Below are 17,279 nucleotides of genomic sequence, written 5' to 3'. Positions count from 1 at the left end.
GGGGAGGACGGCGGATCCGCGTCCAGGAGGGGTCGGGACCTGCTGCGGCCTCCTAGGGTGAGTGTCGTGTCACCCCGCATCCGTGGTCTCCACGCCTTCCGTGCCTGGCTGCAGGCGCGGCCGATGGCGGCCGACGCGCTGCTCGCGGTGGGCCTGCTGGCGGTGGGGCTGCCGCAGCTGTTCCTGGAGGAGCTGCCCGCCGGCGACGGCTACGACGGCTTCCGTTCCCCGGACGTCTGGAACGGGCTCCTCGTCGTCGCGGTGACGATGGCGCTGACGTGGCGCCGCCGCCACCCGATGCCGGTGCTGCTGGTCATCATCGGCGGCGAGCTGGTGATGGCGGCGGCGCACTACCCGCCCTCGGTGCCGGACGTCGTGGCGTTCCTCATGGCCGTCTACAGCGTGGCCGCGCACCGGGGGCTGGCGCAGAGCGCGCTCGGCGGCGTGACGGCGTTCGTCTACTTCCTCACGTACCTGCTGGTGCTGCCGGTGGAGGCGGCCCCGGAGGTGCTGATCACCGACTGCGCGCTGCTGATCGGCGTGTGGGTGCTCGGCCGCAACCTGCGGCTGCGCCGGGCGTACTTCGCCGAGCTGGAGGACCGGGCCGCCCGGCTCGAGCGGGCGCGCGGCACCGACGCGCGCGCCGCCCGGGTCGAGGAGCGGTCCCGGATCGCGCGGGAGCTGCACGACGTCGTCGCGCACCACGTGAGCGTGATGACGGTGCAGGCGGGCGCCGCGCGCCGGATCATCGACCGGGACCCGGGCAGCGCGCGCGAGGCGATGTCGACGATCGAGGAGGTCGGGCGGACGGCGCTGAGCGAGATGCGGCGGATCGTCGGCGTGCTGCGCACGGACCGCGACACGGAGCGGCCGGGCCGGGAGCTGGCGCCGCAGCCGGGCCTCGGCGACCTCGGCGAGCTGCTGGAGCACGTGCGGGAGACGGGCCTGTCGGTGCAGCTGTGGATGGAGGGCGAGGCGCGGCCGCCGTCCCCGGGGGTGGACGTCGCGGCCTTCCGGCTGATCCAGGAGGCGCTGACGAACACGCTGAAGCACGCGGGGCCGCAGGCCCGGGCCTGGGTGCGGCTGTACTACGGCGACAGCGACCTGACGGTCGAGATCGAGGACGACGGCCGCGGGACGTCGACGTTCATGGCCGGCAACGGGGACAATCCCGGCCACGGTCTGGTCGGCATGTACGAGCGGGTCGCGCTGTACGGTGGCGAGTTGAAGATCGGGCCGCGGGTCGGCGGCGGGTTCGGCGTGCGGGCCCGGTTCCCGCTGGAGCCGTGAACCGTGCGAGGCCGTAGGTTGGGGCACGGGCGCCGCGGACGCGGCGGTCCGGTGAGGGCGAGGAGCTGGGCGATGAAGGGTCCTGGACGGCGGCCGGCGGTGTCGGCCCGATGACCACGGTGCGGGTGCTGCTAGTCGACGACCAGCCGCTGCTGCGGACGGGTTTCCGGCTCATCCTGGAGGCGGAGTCCGACATCGCCGTGGTGGGCGAGGCCGGGGACGGCGCCGCCGCGGTGGAGATGACCCGGTCGCTCCTGCCGGACGTGGTGCTGATGGACATCCGGATGCCGGGGGTGGACGGCATCGAGGCGACCCGCCGGATCATCCGGGAGGGCGCCGCCTCGCACGACCCCAAGGTGCTGATCCTCACCACCTTCGACCTGGACGAGTACGTGATCGAGGCGGTCCGGTCGGGCGCGAGCGGGTTCCTGCTCAAGGACTCGCCGCCGGAGGACCTCGTGCAGGCGATCCGGATCGTGGCGGAGGGCGACGCGATCGTCGCGCCGTCGGTGACGCGGCGCCTGCTCGACAAGTTCGCCAACCGGCTCCCGTCCGTCCGCGACTCGGCGCCCCCGCCGGGGCTCGACACCCTCACCCAGCGGGAGCGCGAGGTGCTGTCGCACGTGGCCCGCGGGCAGTCCAACGCGGAGATCGCGGCGGAGCTCGTGGTCAGCGAGACCACGGTGAAGACCCACGTCGGCAACGTCCTGGCGAAGCTGGGCCTCCGGGACCGCGTGCAGGCCGTGGTGTACGCCTACGAGACGGGTCTGAGCAGGCCCGGCCAGAGCTGACGCGCGGGGCCCGCGGAGCGGGCCTCAGGGTCGTTCCCTGAGCGGTCCCCGGCTTTCGGCGACGGAGGCCTACTCCGGTAGGACGACGGCGGGGTCCCTTCTCCTGCCGTGGGTGGACGGGCAAGTCCGTTCCTGGGGTCCAGGAAACGGGTTTGTCGGGCTTCTAGGGTTTTGAGAGTCGGATCGCCGGGGGCACGGCGCGGTCCGGCCGCATCCCTGCTCACTCACCCACGGGAGTTTCACGTGACGAACACCGCCCCATCGACCGCCGGCGCGCCGCACGCGCCCGGGGCGGGCGACTTCGCCGCTCGGACCCAGCAGATCGCGAAGGTGTACGGGCGCGGCGACGCCCAGGTCGTCGCGCTCGACGGGGTCACCGTCGGCATTCCCCGCGGCCGCTTCACCGCGATCATGGGCCCCTCCGGATCCGGCAAGTCCACGCTGATGCACTGCATGGCGGGGCTGGACTCGGTGGACTCGGGGCAGGTCTTCATCGGTGACACCGAGCTGACCCGCCTCAAGGACAAGCAGCTCACCCGGTTGCGCCGCGACAAGATCGGCTTCATCTTCCAGGCGTTCAACCTGGTGCCGACGCTGACGGCGCTGGAGAACATCACGCTTCCGATGGACATCGCCGGGCGCAGGCCCGACCAGGCGTGGCTGGACGAGGTGATCGAGACGGTGGGGCTGCGGCCGCGGCTGAAGCACCGCCCCACCGAGCTGTCGGGCGGCCAGCAGCAGCGGGTGGCGTGCGCCCGCGCCCTGGCCTCCCGCCCCGAGATCATCTTCGCCGACGAGCCGACCGGGAACCTGGACTCGCGCTCGGGCGCCGAGGTCCTCGGCTTCCTGCGCGACTCGGTGCGGAGGATGGGGCAGACCATCGTGATGGTCACCCACGACCCGTCCGCGGCCGCCTACGCCGACCAGGTGCTGTTCCTGTCCGACGGGCAGATCGTCGACACGATGACCGAGCCGACCGCCGAGCGTGTGCTGGAGCGCATGAAGGGCTTCGACGCCGGCGGTCACAACACCCGTCTCGCGGCCACGCCCGAATCCGGGGTGTCGGCGCGATGATGGGCAAGGTCACGCTCCGCAACCTCGCGGCGCACAAGATCAGGCTGGTGCTGACGGCCGTCGCGGTCATCCTCGGCGTCGCGTTCGTGGCCGGCACGCTGATCTTCACCGACAGCATGAACAAGCAGTTCGACGACCTGTTCAGCCGGATCGGCACGAACGTGGCCGTCGACGTGCGGGCCAAGAAGGTCGTCGACGGCGGCGACGACGGGACGCCGTCGCAGCCCGTGCCGGCGACCGTGCTGAAGACCCTGCAGGGCATCGACGGTGTCAAGGACCCCAAGGGCAACGTCAGCGGGTACGCGGCCGTCGTCGGCAAGGACGGGAAGATCGTCGGGACGGCGCAGAACGGTCCGCCTCAGATTGGGACGAACTGGACGACGGGCGGCACCTACGACCTGTCGTCGGGCCACGCCCCGCAGGGGCCGGACGAGATCGTCATCGACTCCAAGACCGCCGAGAAGGGCAAGCTCGGGGTCGGCGACACCACCCAGGTCATCACCGCGGGGCCGCCGGCCCGGATGCGGATCGTCGGGCTCGTCGACGCCGGGAACCTGATGGGGGCGACCCTCACCGGATTCGACACCGCGACCGCGCAGCGGCTGATGCTGAAGCCCGGCTACTTCAGCGACATCGAGATGGGCTCCTCCGGCCCGTCCCAGGCCGAGCTGCGCGACCGGGTCGCCAAGGCCCTGCCGCAGAACCTGGAGGCCGTCACCGGCGAGAAGCTCCGCGAGGAGTCCAAGAGCGACATCGCGGCGATGATGAGCTTCTTCCGCACGTTCCTGCTCGTGTTCGCGCTCATCTCGATCTTCGTCGGGTCCTTCATCATCTTCAACACGTTCTCGATGCTGGTCGCGCAGCGGACCCGCGAGCTGGCGCTGCTGCGCGCGATCGGCGCGGCCCGGGGGCAGGTGACCCGCGCGGTGATCGGTGAGGCCGTCGCGGTCGGCGTGGTCGGCTCCACCCTCGGCCTCGCGGCCGGCGCGGGACTGGCGTCCCTGCTGCAGACGCAGATGGGCGATGCCGGGCAGGGCGGGCTGACATTCACCGTGTGGCCGGTCATCTGGTCGTACGCGGTGGGCATCGTGGTGACGGTCGTGTCGGCCTACTTCCCGGCCCGCCGCGCCGCCAAGATCCCGCCGGTGGCTGCCATGCGCGACGACGTGGCGCTGCCGCAGCGGTCGCTGCGGATCCGGGTCGCGCTCGGCTCGCTGCTCACCCTGGTCGGGGCGGCCCTCATCGCCGTGGGCCTGGCCGGGGGCGGCGGCAACCCGGCGATCCCGGTGGGCGCGGGCGCGTTCGGTGTCTTCATCGGCGTCACGATGCTCGCCCCGGTGATCAGCGTCCCCGTGATGAAGGTGCTCGGCGCGCCGTTCGCCCGGCTGCTGCGCTCCCCGGGCCGGCTCGCGCGGCAGAACGCGCTGCGCAACCCGCGCCGCACCGCCGCGACCGCCTCGGCGCTCATGATCGGGCTGGCGCTCATCACCACGGTCAACGTGATGGGCGCGACGATGCGGGCCTCGGTGGACGAGCAGGTCGACGCGCAGTTCGGGGCCGACTACCTCGTCGAGGTCGAGGGCGCGGGCGGCATCAGCGCCGACGCGGCGCGCAAGGTCGGGGCGACGCCCGGAGTGGTCTCCGCGTCCCCCACCTACGAGGGCGACGCGAAGATCAACGACAAGCGGGCCTGGTACATGGCCGGTGACGTCGCGGTGATCGCCAAGGCCGCCCGGCTGAAGATGGTCTCCGGTGGCACCGCCATCGGCGACTCCGGGATCATGGTGGACGAGGCCACCGCGAAGGCACGCGGCTGGAAGGTCGGGGCGGCGGTCCCGGTGCAGTTCACCGACGGGCGCACCGAGCGGCTGACGCTGACGGGCGTGTACGCCAGGAGCGATCTGATCGGCCCCCGCCTCATCTCCCAGCAGGCGCACCTGCGGCACACCGTGACTCCGTCCGTGGCCGCGATCGTGGTCGACGCCTCGGCGCCGTCGGCGGCGACGAAGAGCGCGCTCGAGTCGACGCTGAAGGCCTACCCGAACCTGAAGGTCTCCGACCAGGCGTCGCTGAAGGCCGATGCCCGCAAGCAGGTCGACGGGTTCGTGACGTTCCTGACGATCCTGCTGGTGATGTCCGTCATCATCGCGGCCGTGGGAGTGATCAACACCCTGGCGCTGTCGGTGATCGAGCGGACCCGGGAGATCGGGCTGCTGCGCGCGATCGGCATCTCCCGCCGGCAGCTGCGCCGCATGATCCGGCTGGAGTCCATCATGATCGCGCTCTTCGGCGCGCTGCTCGGGATGGGCATCGGGGTGGCGTTCGGCGCGGCGCTGCAGAACGCGCTCGCCGACGAGGGCCTCGGCGTCCTGTCCATCCCGTACGGGACCCTGGTGGTCTACCTGCTGGTGGCCGTGGTCATCGGCGTCCTGGCGGCCCTCTGGCCGGCGTGGCGCGCGGGCCGCATGGACGTCCTCAAGGCGATCTCCACCGAGTAGTCCGGAGCGGGCGCCCATGAGGAAGGCCCGGTCCCCCTCGCGGGGGCCGGGCCTTCCTCATGCGTGAGGCTTCCCTCTGGTGCGGGGCGCGCTCATGCGCCGGCCACGGCGCTACTCCGCGGGCTCCGGGTCCTCGGCCGGGACCGGGGCGGCGGGCGCCACCGCGGCCTTGGCGACCGCGTCGGTCGCGCTAACCGTGGTGTTCTCCGGGAAGTGGCAGGCGGCCTGGTGGCCCGGGCTGAGCTCGACCAGCGGCGGCTCGACCTGCTTGCAGATGTCCTGCGCCTTCCAGCAGCGGGTGTGGAAGCGGCAGGCGGGCGGCGGGTCGAGCGGGCTCGGCACGTCGCCCTGCAGCCGGATCCGCTTGCGGCCGGCGCGCTCGCTCGGGTCCGGGATCGGCACCGCCGACAGCAGCGCGTTGGTGTAGGGGTGCATGGGCCGCTCGTACAGGTCCGCCCGGTCCGCCACCTCGACGATCTTGCCGAGGTACATGACGGCGACGCGGTCGGAGATGTGCCGGACGACCGACAGGTCGTGCGCGATCACCACGTAGGTGAGGTCGAGCTCGTTCTGCAGGTCCTCGAGCAGGTTGACGACCTGCGCCTGCACCGACACGTCCAGCGCCGAGACCGGCTCGTCCGCGATGATCAGCTTCGGCTTGAGGGCCAGGGTGCGGGCGATGCCGATGCGCTGGCGCTGGCCGCCGGAGAACTCGTGCGGGTAGCGGTTGTAGTGCTCGGGGCTCAGCCCGACCAGCTCCAGGATCTCCTGGACGGCCTTCTTCACGCCCTGCTTGGCCTCGATGTTCTGCAGCCGGAAGGGCGCCCCGACGATCGCGCCGACCGTCTTGCGCGGGTTCAGCGACGAGTACGGGTCCTGGAAGATCATCTGGAGGTCGCGGCGGAGCGGCCGGAGCCGCCCCTGGGACATCTTGGTGATGTCCTGGCCCTCGAAAGTGATCTTGCCGAAGCTCGGGTCCAGCAGCCGCATGATCATCCGGCCGGTGGTGGACTTGCCGCAGCCCGACTCGCCCACCAGGCCGAGCGTCTCGCCCTTGCGGACCGAGAACGACACGCCGTCGACGGCCTTCACCGCCGCGACCTGCCGGCGCAGCAGCCCCGCGGTGACGGGGAAGTGCTTGCCGAGGTTGTCCACCTCCAGCAGCGGCTCGCCGTCCCGCACGGGGCGGGTCTCCGCGGCCTGACGGGTCTCGTCGGCCGGGGTCTTCGTTGTGTTCACAGTCTCGTTCCCACCCGTGCTCGTCACAGCTTCGCCCGGATCTCGTCGTTCCAGATCTGCCGCTTCTTCTCCAGCGGGAGGTGGCACGCGGCCTTGTGGCCGGGCTCGACCTCGACCAGCTCCGGCCGCTCGGTCGTGCTCTTGTCCCCGTTGAGGTCACTGTAAGGGCAGCGCGGATGGAACGCGCACCCCGAGGGCACGTTGATCAGGCTCGGCGGCGATCCCTCGATCGGCATCAGCCGCTCCGAGCGCTCCCGGTCCAGCCGCGGCATCGAGCCGAGCAGCCCCCAGGTGTAGGGGTGCAGCGGCTGGTGGAAGGCATCGTCGACGGAGGCGTACTCCACCGCGCGGCCCGCATACATCACCAGGATGTCGTCGGCCAGCTCCGCGACCACCCCGAGGTCGTGGGTGATCATGATGACCGCGGAGTTGAACTCCTGCTGCAGGTCGCGGATCAGGTCGAGGATCTGCGCCTGGACGGTGACGTCCAGCGCGGTGGTCGGCTCGTCGGCGATCAGCAGCTCGGGGTCGCAGGACAGCGCCATCGCGATCATCGCGCGCTGGCGCATGCCGCCGGAGAACTGGTGCGGGTAGTCGTCCACCCGGCGGTCCGGCTTGGGGATGCCGACCTTGCCGAGCATGTCGATGGCGTGCTTGCGCGCCACCGACTTGGACACGTCGTTGTGCACCCGGTAGGCCTCGATGATCTGCTTGCCGACCGTGTAGAAGGGATGCATCGACGACAGCGGGTCCTGGAAGATCATCGCCATGTCGCGGCCGCGGAGCCGGCGCACCTCGCTCTGCGGGGCGCCGACGATCTCCTTGCCGTTCAGCCAGATCTCCCCGGACACGTCGGCGTTGCGCCGGTTGTGCAGGCCGAGGATGCCGAGGCTGGTCACGCTCTTGCCGGAGCCCGACTCGCCCACGATGCCGAGCGTGCGGCCGCGCTCCAACTGGAACGACAGTCCGTCGACGGACTTGACCAGCCCGTCGTCCGTCGGAAAGTGGATCTTCAGGTCGCGGACCTCGAGGAAAGCGCTCGGGGCCTCGCCGGTGCCCGCGGTGTCCGCGGCGGGCGCGGTGCCGGTCATCAGCCAAGCCTCACTCTCGGGTCGACGATCGCGTACAGCATGTCGACGATCAGGTTGATCACGATGATGGAGGCCGCCGTGACCAGCGTCACGCCGAGCACCATGGGCAGGTCGCCGCCCCTGATCGAACTGATCGCCAGCTGGCCCAGGCCCGGGATGCCGAAGGTGTTCTCGGTCAGCACCGCGCCGCCGAGCAGCAGGCCGATGTCGAGGCCGAAGATCGTGAGGATCGGCGTCAGCGAGGCGCGCAGCGCGTGCTTGGTGACGACCGTCTTCTCCGGCAGCCCCTTGGCGCGGGCGGTGCGGATGTAGTCCTCGTTCATCGTCTCCAGCATGCCCGCTCTGGTGAGCCGCGCGTACATCGCGGCGTAGAGGAACGCCAGCGTGATCCAGGGCAGCACCAGCGACTCGAACCAGGTCAGCGGGTTCGAAGTGAACGGAACGTAACTGCCGCCGCCCGGGAAGATCTTGAGGCTGTAGGAGAACAGCGCGAGGGAGACCAGGCCGGTGAAGTAGATGGGCAGCGAAACGCCGGCCAGGGCGATGATCATCGCCCCGCGGTCCCAGACCGTGCCTCTGCGCAGCGCCGACACCACGCCCGTGGCGATACCGGCGATGAGCCAGATGACGGCGGCGCCGAGGGACAGCGACATGGTGGCGGGGGCCCGGTCCACCAGTGTCTCCAGGACCGGCTGGCTGCTGCGGAACGAGTACCCGAGGCACGGCGCGGGGCAGTGGTCGGTCACGGGGCCGGCCTTGTAGTCCTTGCCGACCACGATGGCCTTGACGTAGTTGCCGTACTGCACCACGACCGGCTTGTCGAGGCCGAGCCGCTCCTTGGTGTCCTGGATGGCCTCGACGGTCGGCGCCTTACCGACGTAGGCGGCCGCGATCTGGTCGGTCGTCTGCCCCGAGAGCTTGGGCAGCCAGAAGAAGATGCCGAAGGTCACCATGCTGACCAGCAGCAACATGATGACGGCACCGATGAGGCGCCGGATTATGTATGCGAACACATTGCTCGGCCCAGCCCGCCGGCCGGCGGGACCTGTGGGTCCCGGACCGGCCGGCGGGCGTCGCCTTCACCTGCCTTCAGCTGTACGCACGGACGAAGCGGAGTGTCACTCCACGCCCATGTTGAGGTAGTCGTACATTCCGCCGTAGTAGTAAGTGATACCCGCGTTGGTCACGCGCTTCGGCCGGTACATCAGGGCCTTGGCGTAGATCAGCGGGACCTCGGCGCCGGTCGCCATGACCGCCTTGTCGACCTCACCGTAGCCCTTCAGGCGGGCCGCCTTGTCCGGGTTGGAGATCGCGTCGTTGAGCCCCTGGTTGACCTTCGGGTCGTCGAGCTCGGCGAGGTTGTTGCCGCCCGAGGGCTTGATCGCCTGGCCGTGCACGATCTGCGACAGGAAGCCGTAGCCGGTGTTCCAGTCCGCCGCCCAAGCCATGAGCATCATGCCGATGCCGTGGTCGTGGACGTACTTCGGCGCGCCGACGTACTTGTTGAAGTAGTCACCGGCCGGGAACTGGACGATGCTGACCTTGATGCCGACCTTGGCGAGGCTCTGCTGGATCGCCTCGGCCATCGCGACTTCCTTCGGCCGGTCCGACCGCGCCGAGATCTTGGTGGTGAAGCCGTCCGGCTTCCCGCACTGCTGCAGCTCCGACTTGGCCTTCGCCAGCGTGGCCTGGTCGAGACCGCCGCCCTCGGCCTGCTTCTGCGGGTACAGGTCGAACTTGGTGTAGCCGTCCACCGACGGGGGCAGGACGGTGGTGGCGATGTCGCCGCCGGCCAGGGGGCCTCCGTAGGCGGTCTGCGCGGCGACCTTGTCGGTCGCGTACTGCACGGCGAGCCGGCAGTGGATGTTGTCGAGCGGCTTGACGTGCACGTTCAGCGACATGAACCGCAGGAAGCCCTGGACGGGGTTGTCCACGTACGGCTTCTGCTCGGGGGTCAGCACCTTCGGCTGCGTCCCGGACTGGACGCCGACGCCGGTGATGTCCATGTCGAGCGAGCCGGCCAGCAGGCGCTGGTCGATGTCGTCCGCGTTCTGCTTGATCTGGACTTCGATCTTGTCCGGCAGCGCCTTGCGGAGCGGGTCGGTGCTCTGGTTCCAGTTCGGGTTGCGCGACAGCGACATCGACTTGCCGCGCGTGTAGTTGTCGATCTTGTACGGGCCGCTGGAGACGATCGCGGTCTCGTACTTCGTGCCGGTGTCCTTGGCCTTCGGCACGGGGATCGACTGCGACATCGCGACCAGGTAGTCGAACTCCTGGAACGGCTCGTTCAGGTGGAACACGATCGTCTGGTCGTCGGGGGTCTCGATGGACTTGAGACCCTCGTCGCTCTTGTCGTCGTACGGGCCCTTGTAGGCGGGCTTGTTGTCGACGAGGTACTGCTTGAAGTACTTCGGCCCGAGCTGCAGTTCCTTGGTGTAGTTGCTGCGCTCGATCGCGTACTTGACGTCCTTGGACGTGACCGTGGTGCCGTCGTCGTACTTGACGCCGGTCCGCAGCTTGTACGTCCAGGTCTTGCCGCCGTCCGTGGACTGGCCCATGTCGGTGGCCAGGTCAGGGACGATCTCGAGGCTCTCCTTGCCCGCCGCCGCCTTGGCCGTGGTCAGACCGCGGCCGTAGAGGCGGGCGAAGTTCTGGGAGAACGCGCGTAGTAGGTGTTGCCGGGGTCCGGCGAGTCCCAGTCGTCGGAGTCGGCCAGCTTGAGCGTGCCGCCCTTCTTGTCCGACTTGTTGACGACCTCGTTCACACCGGCGTTGTACCCGGGCCGCTCCCCGAGCCTCCGGATTCACCGCCGCCGCAGGCGGCGAGCCCAGCGGCCGCGACCACACCGGCCGCGAAGACCGCAAACGGTCTCATTTTGTTCATGTGCAGGCGCACCCCTTCAATTAGACGGGTCGATTGAACCCGAGTCACTTGGCCCGAGGGTCGAGAGCGTCCCGCAGCCCGTCACCGAAGAGGTTGAAGGCGAGGACGGTGATGAAGATGGCCATACCGGGGATGATCATGTAGGCCGGGTCCGACGAGTAGATCGGCACCGCGAGCGTCAGCATGGCGCCCCAGGACGGCGTCGGCGGGATCACGCCGACACCGAGGAACGACAGCGCCGCCTCGAACAGGATGTTGGTCGGGATCAGCAGGGTCGAGTAGACCAGGATCGGCGCGACCAGGTTCGGCAGGATCTCCTTGAAGAGCACGTAGGAGTTGCGTGCTCCCAGGCTGCGCGCGGCGTCGACGAATTCGCGCTCGCGCAGCGACAGCGTCTGGCCGCGGATGATGCGGCCGATGTAGGGCCAGTTGAAGAAGCCGATGACCACGACGAGGACCGAGATCCGCAACCCGTTGCCGTTCAGGCCGAACGCTCCGTCGGAGACGACGCCGACCAGGGCGATCGCGAACAGCAGCAGCGGGAAGGCCAGGAAGGCGTCCATCGCCCGGCTGATCAGGTAGTCGACCCAGCCGCCGAAATAGCCGGCGGTGATGCCCATGACCGTCCCGATGACCACCGACATCAGCGTCGCCAGGAACGAGACCAGGAGCGAGATCCGGGCGCCGTGCACGATGCGGGCGAGCAGGTCGCGACCGGTGCCGGGCTCCACGCCGAGCAGGTGCTCGCCGCTGATGCCCGTGTGCCAGATGCCGGACTTCGGCCGGTTGTAGGTCGGGTCGATCAGGTTCTGGTGGTACGTCAGCGGGTTCTGCACGAAGTACGGGCCGACGATCGCGATCACGATGAGCACGGCAACGATCGCGGCGCCGGTGAGAGCGACCTTGTCCCGCTTCAGCCGCATCCAGGCGATCTGCCCCAGGGAGCGCCCCTGGATCTTCTTCTTGTCGACACCGACAAGTACCGCTTCCGGCTGCGCCTCGCTGTCGGACCCGGTCACCTCTATGGGTGCGGCCACGCTCGATACCTCCTACCGTCCGGCCACTGGTTCTGCCTGCCGCCGGCGAGTGACCGGCGGTCGCGGAGATCGTCCGCTGCCCCCGTGCCCGTTACGCCGCGTTTGCTGAAGGGAAACGTAGTCCTTCGGGCACGACTGTCCATCCGTGAGGCGTACATCGGAAGTACCCGTATCTGACTTGTGATCTCGTCGTCATCTGGCAAACACGCGTCTGTATGCCACATCGGACAAATCGCCCGAATAGTACGTTCGACTGACACGAGGCAGGCAACTCCGGAGGGGTCCGGAACGACAAGCTTTACCGTACTGAGTCCGATCTGAGACTGATCGTCCGCAGGTCAGGGCCCGGATGCGCAGAAACGGCGGGCCGGGACGCCCGTATCGGGACGTCCGGCCCGCCGTCGTGACGCGTGCGGGAGCCGCTCGGTCTCAGGAGATCCCGCGGTCGCGGAGGATCCGCTCGATCTCCGCCATCTCCGGGTCGCCCCCGCCCGGCGCGGGCCCCTCGACGCCGCGCTTCGGCTTGGCGGCGCGCCCCGCGGAGCGGTGTCCCTCGCCGCCCTTGGCGGCCTTGCCGCCCCCGGCGTCCCCGCGGCGGCTCAGCATCGCGCCGGAGGCCAGGTAGAGCAGCACGGCGAGGCCCGCCACGGCGACGCCGGCCCATTTCACCGGGCTGAAGGCCAGGTCGACGAAGAACTCGGTGACGCCCGTCATCGCCGCGGCGAGCGGCACCAGGGACAGGGCGGCGCCGCGCAGCCCGGTGGCCGCGCCCCGGCGGCGGTAGGCGCCCCAACTGATCACCAGCCCGACGAGGGTCACCCCGAGACTGATCGCGAAAATGACTGAGTCGCTCATGCCGGCCCCTCACTCCGTGCGGCGGTGCTCTCTCCATCGTCACACGTGAAACGCCGGTTCTGCTCCTCCAGGCGGACGGTTTGCGGCCGGGCCCGCCTCCTCCCTCGGCGGGACCCTTCCCCTGGGGACCCCTCCTTCGGAGCCTCCCGGGCACCGCCCCGCGGGTATCAGGCCGGCGCGGCCCGCGGCCGGGCGGACGGCGGGCGCGGCCCTCGTCAGACGACCAGCGAGCGCAGCCGCTCCAGGTCCACCTCGCGCAGCGAGGCCACCACCGTCCGTCCCGGCGCGGGCGGGATCGGCAGGAGGCCGGGGACGGCGACGGTGACACAACCCGCCGCCTCCGCCGCCGCGACGCCGTTCGGGGAGTCCTCCAGGACCACGCAGCGGGCGGGGTCGGCGCCCAGCCGGGCGGCGGCGGTCAGGTACGGCTCGGGGTGGGGCTTGGTCCTCGCGACCTCGTCCCCGGCGACGCTGAGCGCGAAGTGCTCGCGGCCGACGGCGTCCAGCACCGGCTCGATCAGCCGGCGGTGGCTGGAGGACACCAGGGCCGCCGCCATCCCGGCGGCGCGGACCTCGGCGAGCAGGTCCTTGGCGCCGGGCATCATCGGGACGCAGGCGCCGAGCCGCTCGGCCATGCCGTCCAGCATCCGCCGGCCGACCTCCTCTCGGGGGGCGTCGGCGCCGGTCAGCTCCAGCATGTAGTCGACGGCCAGGTAGAGGGAGCCGCCGACCAGGCGCTCCTGGTGGGCGGGGCTCCACTCGCCGCCGAGCCACGCCATGACCTCGGACTCCACCTCGAGCCAGACGTGCTCGGAGTCGATGAGCAGGCCGTCCATGTCGAACAGCACCGCCTGCGGGCCGCCATCGGTCACGTCTCTCCCCTACGCCGCACCAACCGGGAGAACCACCCTATCCATGTGATCAACGGACACTCCGGACCGTCCGGTCCGGAGGTTTGGCGCCTCTTGGACGGGGTGTGCAAAGAGACGGTGACGGATGGGTCACCGGACCGATAGCGTGCCACCAGTGACTACTAACGGGTAAGGAACGGCATGAGCGCGTACCGCATCATCCTCGTCGGCACCGACGGCTCTGACTCCTCGTTCCGCGCGGTCGACAGGGCCGCGCAGCTGGCCGCCGCCACGGGCGCCACCCTCCTGCTCGCCTCCGCCTACAGCCCCATGCCGGAGCGCGAGCGGGCCAGTGCCTCCGACCGGCTCGGCGACCTGGCCTACAAGGTCCAGGGCTCCACGCCCGCCGACGACGCGCTGCGCGCCGCGCGGGAGCGGGCCGTCGCCGCCGGGGCCACCGACATCGAGCAGGAGGCCGTCGAGGGCGACGCCGTGGACGTGCTGTCGAAGCTGGCGAAGGAGCGCCCCGTCGACCTCATGGTGATCGGCAACCGGGGCCTCAACAGCCTCGCGGGCCGGATCCTCGGCTCCGTCCCGGCGAACCTGTCCCACCGCGCGCCCTGCGACGTGCTGATCGTGCACACCACTCCCCGGGGCCGGTGACCCGATCGTAACCCGGGTTCCGCCGCGGGCGTACAGGGCGGGGTCTGGCCTCCGGAGGGGTGGGGTACGTCACCGTCAGGACGTAGGCTGACAGCCACCGATCATGAGCGGGGCCCCCGACCCCCGGGAATGTCGGCCCCCGTCGGTGACGCTGTACCTGGGCGTCGGAAGGAGGCAGCGCGTGGTCGAACTCGAAAGCGTGCCGGAACTCGTCGAACCGGTGCTCGTGGCCGCCTTTGAGGGGTGGAACGACGCCGGGGAGGCCGCCAGCGGGGTGATCGCGCACCTGGAGTCGACCTGGGAGGCGGTGCCCATCGCCGAACTCGACCCGGACGACTACTACGACTTCCAGGTCACCCGCCCCATCGTCGAGATGAGCGACGGCGAGACCCGCGGCATCACCTGGCCGACGACCCGCGTGTCCTGGGCGCGGCTGCCGAACGGCAAGGACGTCGTGCTCCTGCACGGGATCGAGCCCAACATGCGGTGGCGGTCGTTCTGCCGCGAGCTGGTCGGGCTGATGCTGGAGCTGGAGATCCGCAACGTCGTGCTCCTCGGCGCGCTGCTCGCCGACGCCCCCCACACCCGGCCGGTGCCGGTCACCGGCGCCGCGTCCGAGGCCGGCCTGGTCAACACCCTGAACCTGGAGCCGGCCCGCTACGAGGGGCCGACCGGCATCCTCGGCGTGCTCCAGGACGCCTGCGCCAAGGCCGACCTCGACACCGTCTCGCTGTGGGCGGCCGTCCCGCACTACGTCGCCCAGCCGCCGTCCCCCAAGGCGACCCTCGCCCTACTGCGCCGCGTCGAGGACCTCCTCGACGTCACCGTCCCGCTCGGCGAGCTGCCCGAGGAGGCCCGCGCCTGGGAGCACGGGGTCAACGAGCTCGCCGAGGAGGACTCCGAGGTCGCCGAGTACGTCCGCACGCTGGAGGAGCAGAAGGACGCCACGGAGCTGCCGGAGGCGAGCGGCGACGCCATCGCCCGCGAGTTCGAGCGCTACCTGCGCCGCCGCGACCCGGGCTGAGCCGCCCGCGGCGGGCTACACTCGGTTCGCGTAGAGTCCCCGTCGACGGCCCGCGCACGCCGCGAAGTGCGCCCGACATGACGTCTCCTTCTCCGGAGGGCGGTAGCGCCCGGGGCCGGTGAGCCCCCGCCAGGCGGCGATCCGCGTCCGCCCGCCCCGCGAGCTCCGCCGCCAGCGCCGCGACCGCTCCCACCCCTGCTGGGACCACCTCCTCGCCGCCCCGCTCTGGCCGCTGCACGGCGCCAATCTCGGAACCCTGCTGCGCACCTGCGACGCGGTCGGCGCTTGTATGGCGGTCCCCCGCTTCCCCTGGGTGCCCGAGGCGCTCGCCCGCGGCAACACGCTGCGCCGCCCCGCCTGCGTCCACTGGGTGAACGACCCGCTCGGCTGGCTGGAGCGGCAGCGGGAGGCCGGCAGCCGGGTCGTCGGCGTCGAACTGGCCGACGAGTCCGTGCGGCTCGCCGACCTGCCCGCCGCCCGCACCCGGACGGTGGCGGTGCTCGGCCACGAGCAGACCGGCATCCCCGCCGAGGCCCTCGAGCTGCTCGACCTGGCCGTGGAGATCCCCATGGTGGGCGGCGGCAGCAGCCTGAACGTCGCGGTGGCCGGCTCGCTCGTCCTCTACAAGCTCGCGGGCCTGCTGTGACGGGCGGGCGAGCGAGCCGCCCGGCCGGTCAGAGCGCGACGCCGAGGAGGGCGTCGACGACCGCGGCGGCCTGCGCCGGCGCGGCATCGTCGCCGCCGTCGGCGGCCGCCCAGGCGTCGACGGCCGCCAGCGCGGCCGGAGCGTCCAGGTCATCCGCCAGGTGGTCGCGGACCGCGGCGGCCAGCGGCCCGGCGGGCGGGCCGGACGGGCGGGCCGCGGCGGCGCGCCAGCGGTCGAGGCGGGCGGCCGCCTCGCCGAGCGCTTCCGGCGTCCACTCCCAGTCGGAGCGGTAGTGGTGGGCCAGCAGCGCCAGCCGGATCGCCATCGGGTCGGCGCCGGACCTCCGCAACCTGGAGACGAACACGAGGTTGCCGCGCGACTTGGACATCTTCTCCCCGTCCAGGCCGACCATGCCGGCGTGGACGTAGGCGCGGGCGTGCGGCCGCTCCCCCGTGGCGACCTGGGCGTGCGAGGCGCCCATCTCGTGGTGCGGGAACGCCAGGTCCGAGCCGCCGCCCTCCACGTCGAACGCCATGCCGAGGTACTCGATGGAGATCGCCGAGCACTCCACGTGCCAGCCGGGGCGGCCCTCCCCGAACGGGGAGTCCCAGCCGGGCTCGCCGGGCCGGCGCGCCATCCACAGCAGCGCGTCGAGCGGGTCGCGCTTGCCGGGCCGGTCCGGGTCGCCGCCCCGCTCGGCGAACAGCGGCGCCATCTCCTCCCGCGTGAGCCCGCTGACCTGCCCGAAAGCCGGGTCGGCGGCGATCGGGAAGTAGACGTCGCCGGCCACCTCGTAGGCGGCGTCCCGGCCGCGCAGCTTCTCGATCATCTCGATGATCAGCGGGATCGACTCGACCGCGCCGATGTAGCGGTCGGGCGGCAGGACGCGCAGGGCGGTCATGTCGTCGCGGAAGAGCTGGATCTCCCGGTCGGCGAGCTCGCGCCAGTCCTCCCCCGTCTGCCGGGCACGTTCCAGAAGGGGGTCGTCGACGTCGGTGGCGTTCTGGACGTACAGCACCCGGTGGCCGAGGTCCCGCCACACCCGGTTCACCAGGTCGAAGGCGAGATAGGTGTTGGCGTGGCCGAGGTGCGTCGCGTCGTAGGGGGTGATACCGCAGACGTACATCCGGGCGGTGTCGCCGGGGGACGTGGGGCGGGTCGTGCCCGTGCCGGTGTCGTGCAGGCTGAGGGGCCGCGTCGCGGCGGGCAGTCCCGCATCGGACAGGCGGGGGACTTCGGAGGCGGGCCACGATCGCATACCGAAAGCTTATCCATGCACGATTCGCGGCTTGAATCCGAGATCGCGGCATCTCGCCGGGCCCGCCGGCCGGGCGACC

At 71.0% G+C, this 17,279-nt stretch carries 16 protein-coding genes; 7 read left to right on the top strand and 9 right to left on the bottom strand.

Features of this window, described 5'->3' with window-relative positions; genetic code table 11:
* The first annotated feature begins 66 nt into the window (after window positions 1-66).
* The 4 genes from FKD65_RS00325 to FKD65_RS00310 all read left to right on the top strand — a co-directional run bounded on the left by FKD65_RS00325 (window position 67) and on the right by FKD65_RS00310 (window position 5,653).
* Window positions 67-1,290, top strand: coding sequence for a sensor histidine kinase (locus tag FKD65_RS00325; RefSeq protein ID WP_141575054.1), 1,224 nt, complete (start codon window positions 67-69; stop codon window positions 1,288-1,290).
* 110 nt (window positions 1,291-1,400) lie between these two features.
* Window positions 1,401-2,081, top strand: a complete 681-nt coding sequence (locus FKD65_RS00320; RefSeq protein ID WP_141575051.1) for a response regulator transcription factor — start codon at window positions 1,401-1,403, stop codon at window positions 2,079-2,081.
* 243 nt (window positions 2,082-2,324) lie between these two features.
* The gene (locus tag FKD65_RS00315; protein ID WP_141575049.1) at window positions 2,325-3,155 is read left to right on the top strand and encodes an ABC transporter ATP-binding protein; all 831 of its coding nucleotides are present in this window, start codon (window positions 2,325-2,327) and stop codon (window positions 3,153-3,155) included.
* Window positions 3,152-5,653 carry an ABC transporter permease gene (locus FKD65_RS00310; RefSeq protein WP_240809908.1) on the top strand — a complete coding sequence of 834 codons (2,502 nt, stop codon included), beginning with the start codon at window positions 3,152-3,154 and terminating at the stop codon, window positions 5,651-5,653. Before FKD65_RS00315 ends, FKD65_RS00310 begins: the two co-directional genes overlap by 4 nt.
* A gap of 111 nt (window positions 5,654-5,764) precedes the next feature.
* Here the strand turns inward: FKD65_RS00310 and FKD65_RS00305 are convergent, their stop codons facing one another.
* From FKD65_RS00305 to FKD65_RS00275, 8 genes are all read right to left on the bottom strand, one after another.
* A complete protein-coding gene (locus tag FKD65_RS00305; protein WP_141586191.1) occupies window positions 5,765-6,835 on the bottom strand; it encodes an ABC transporter ATP-binding protein in 1,071 nt (356 codons plus the stop codon).
* Window positions 6,836-6,915: 80 nt separating this feature from the next.
* The gene (locus tag FKD65_RS00300) at window positions 6,916-7,983 is read right to left on the bottom strand and encodes an ABC transporter ATP-binding protein (protein ID WP_141575047.1); all 1,068 of its coding nucleotides are present in this window, start codon (window positions 7,981-7,983) and stop codon (window positions 6,916-6,918) included.
* Window positions 7,983-8,996 (bottom strand): ABC transporter permease, encoded by a 1,014-nt coding sequence (locus tag FKD65_RS00295; protein ID WP_141575045.1) that lies wholly within the window; start codon window positions 8,994-8,996, stop codon window positions 7,983-7,985. The genes FKD65_RS00300 and FKD65_RS00295 overlap by 1 nt, the downstream gene beginning before the upstream one ends.
* 105 nt (window positions 8,997-9,101) lie before the next feature.
* Window positions 9,102-10,541 carry an ABC transporter substrate-binding protein gene (locus FKD65_RS00290; RefSeq protein ID WP_205718490.1) on the bottom strand — a complete coding sequence of 480 codons (1,440 nt, stop codon included), beginning with the start codon at window positions 10,539-10,541 and terminating at the stop codon, window positions 9,102-9,104.
* Window positions 10,542-10,603: 62 nt separating this feature from the next.
* Window positions 10,604-10,747, bottom strand: a complete 144-nt coding sequence (locus FKD65_RS44675; protein ID WP_205718489.1) for a hypothetical protein — start codon at window positions 10,745-10,747, stop codon at window positions 10,604-10,606.
* A gap of 163 nt (window positions 10,748-10,910) precedes the next feature.
* Window positions 10,911-11,903, bottom strand: coding sequence for an ABC transporter permease (locus FKD65_RS00285; RefSeq protein ID WP_141575043.1), 993 nt, complete (start codon window positions 11,901-11,903; stop codon window positions 10,911-10,913).
* Between the two features lie 429 nt (window positions 11,904-12,332).
* A complete protein-coding gene (locus tag FKD65_RS00280) occupies window positions 12,333-12,758 on the bottom strand; it encodes a hypothetical protein (RefSeq protein WP_141575041.1) in 426 nt (141 codons plus the stop codon).
* Window positions 12,759-12,973: 215 nt separating this feature from the next.
* A complete protein-coding gene (locus FKD65_RS00275) occupies window positions 12,974-13,630 on the bottom strand; it encodes an HAD family phosphatase (protein ID WP_240809907.1) in 657 nt (218 codons plus the stop codon).
* A gap of 180 nt (window positions 13,631-13,810) precedes the next feature.
* Here FKD65_RS00275 and FKD65_RS00270 point away from each other — a divergent pair, with 180 nt between their 5' ends.
* The 3 genes from FKD65_RS00270 to FKD65_RS00260 all read left to right on the top strand — a co-directional run bounded on the left by FKD65_RS00270 (window position 13,811) and on the right by FKD65_RS00260 (window position 15,942).
* Complete coding sequence (locus FKD65_RS00270) at window positions 13,811-14,272, top strand: universal stress protein (RefSeq protein WP_141575038.1); 462 nt, start codon at window positions 13,811-13,813, stop codon at window positions 14,270-14,272.
* Between the two features lie 181 nt (window positions 14,273-14,453).
* Window positions 14,454-15,296, top strand: a complete 843-nt coding sequence (locus FKD65_RS00265; RefSeq protein WP_141575036.1) for a PAC2 family protein — start codon at window positions 14,454-14,456, stop codon at window positions 15,294-15,296.
* A gap of 118 nt (window positions 15,297-15,414) precedes the next feature.
* Window positions 15,415-15,942, top strand: coding sequence for an RNA methyltransferase (locus FKD65_RS00260; RefSeq protein WP_141575034.1), 528 nt, complete (start codon window positions 15,415-15,417; stop codon window positions 15,940-15,942).
* 28 nt (window positions 15,943-15,970) lie between these two features.
* Here the strand turns inward: FKD65_RS00260 and mshC are convergent, their stop codons facing one another.
* Complete coding sequence (gene mshC / locus FKD65_RS00255) at window positions 15,971-17,200, bottom strand: cysteine--1-D-myo-inosityl 2-amino-2-deoxy-alpha-D-glucopyranoside ligase (RefSeq protein WP_141575031.1); 1,230 nt, start codon at window positions 17,198-17,200, stop codon at window positions 15,971-15,973.
* Between the last annotated feature and the right edge of the window lie 79 nt (window positions 17,201-17,279).

The sequence above is a fragment of the Actinomadura sp. WMMA1423 genome (assembly GCF_006547145.1).
Lineage (GTDB): Bacteria > Actinomycetota > Actinomycetes > Streptosporangiales > Streptosporangiaceae > Spirillospora.
Note: the sequence above shows the minus strand (reverse complement) of the source record. Positions and strands in the feature narration are given on the sequence as shown.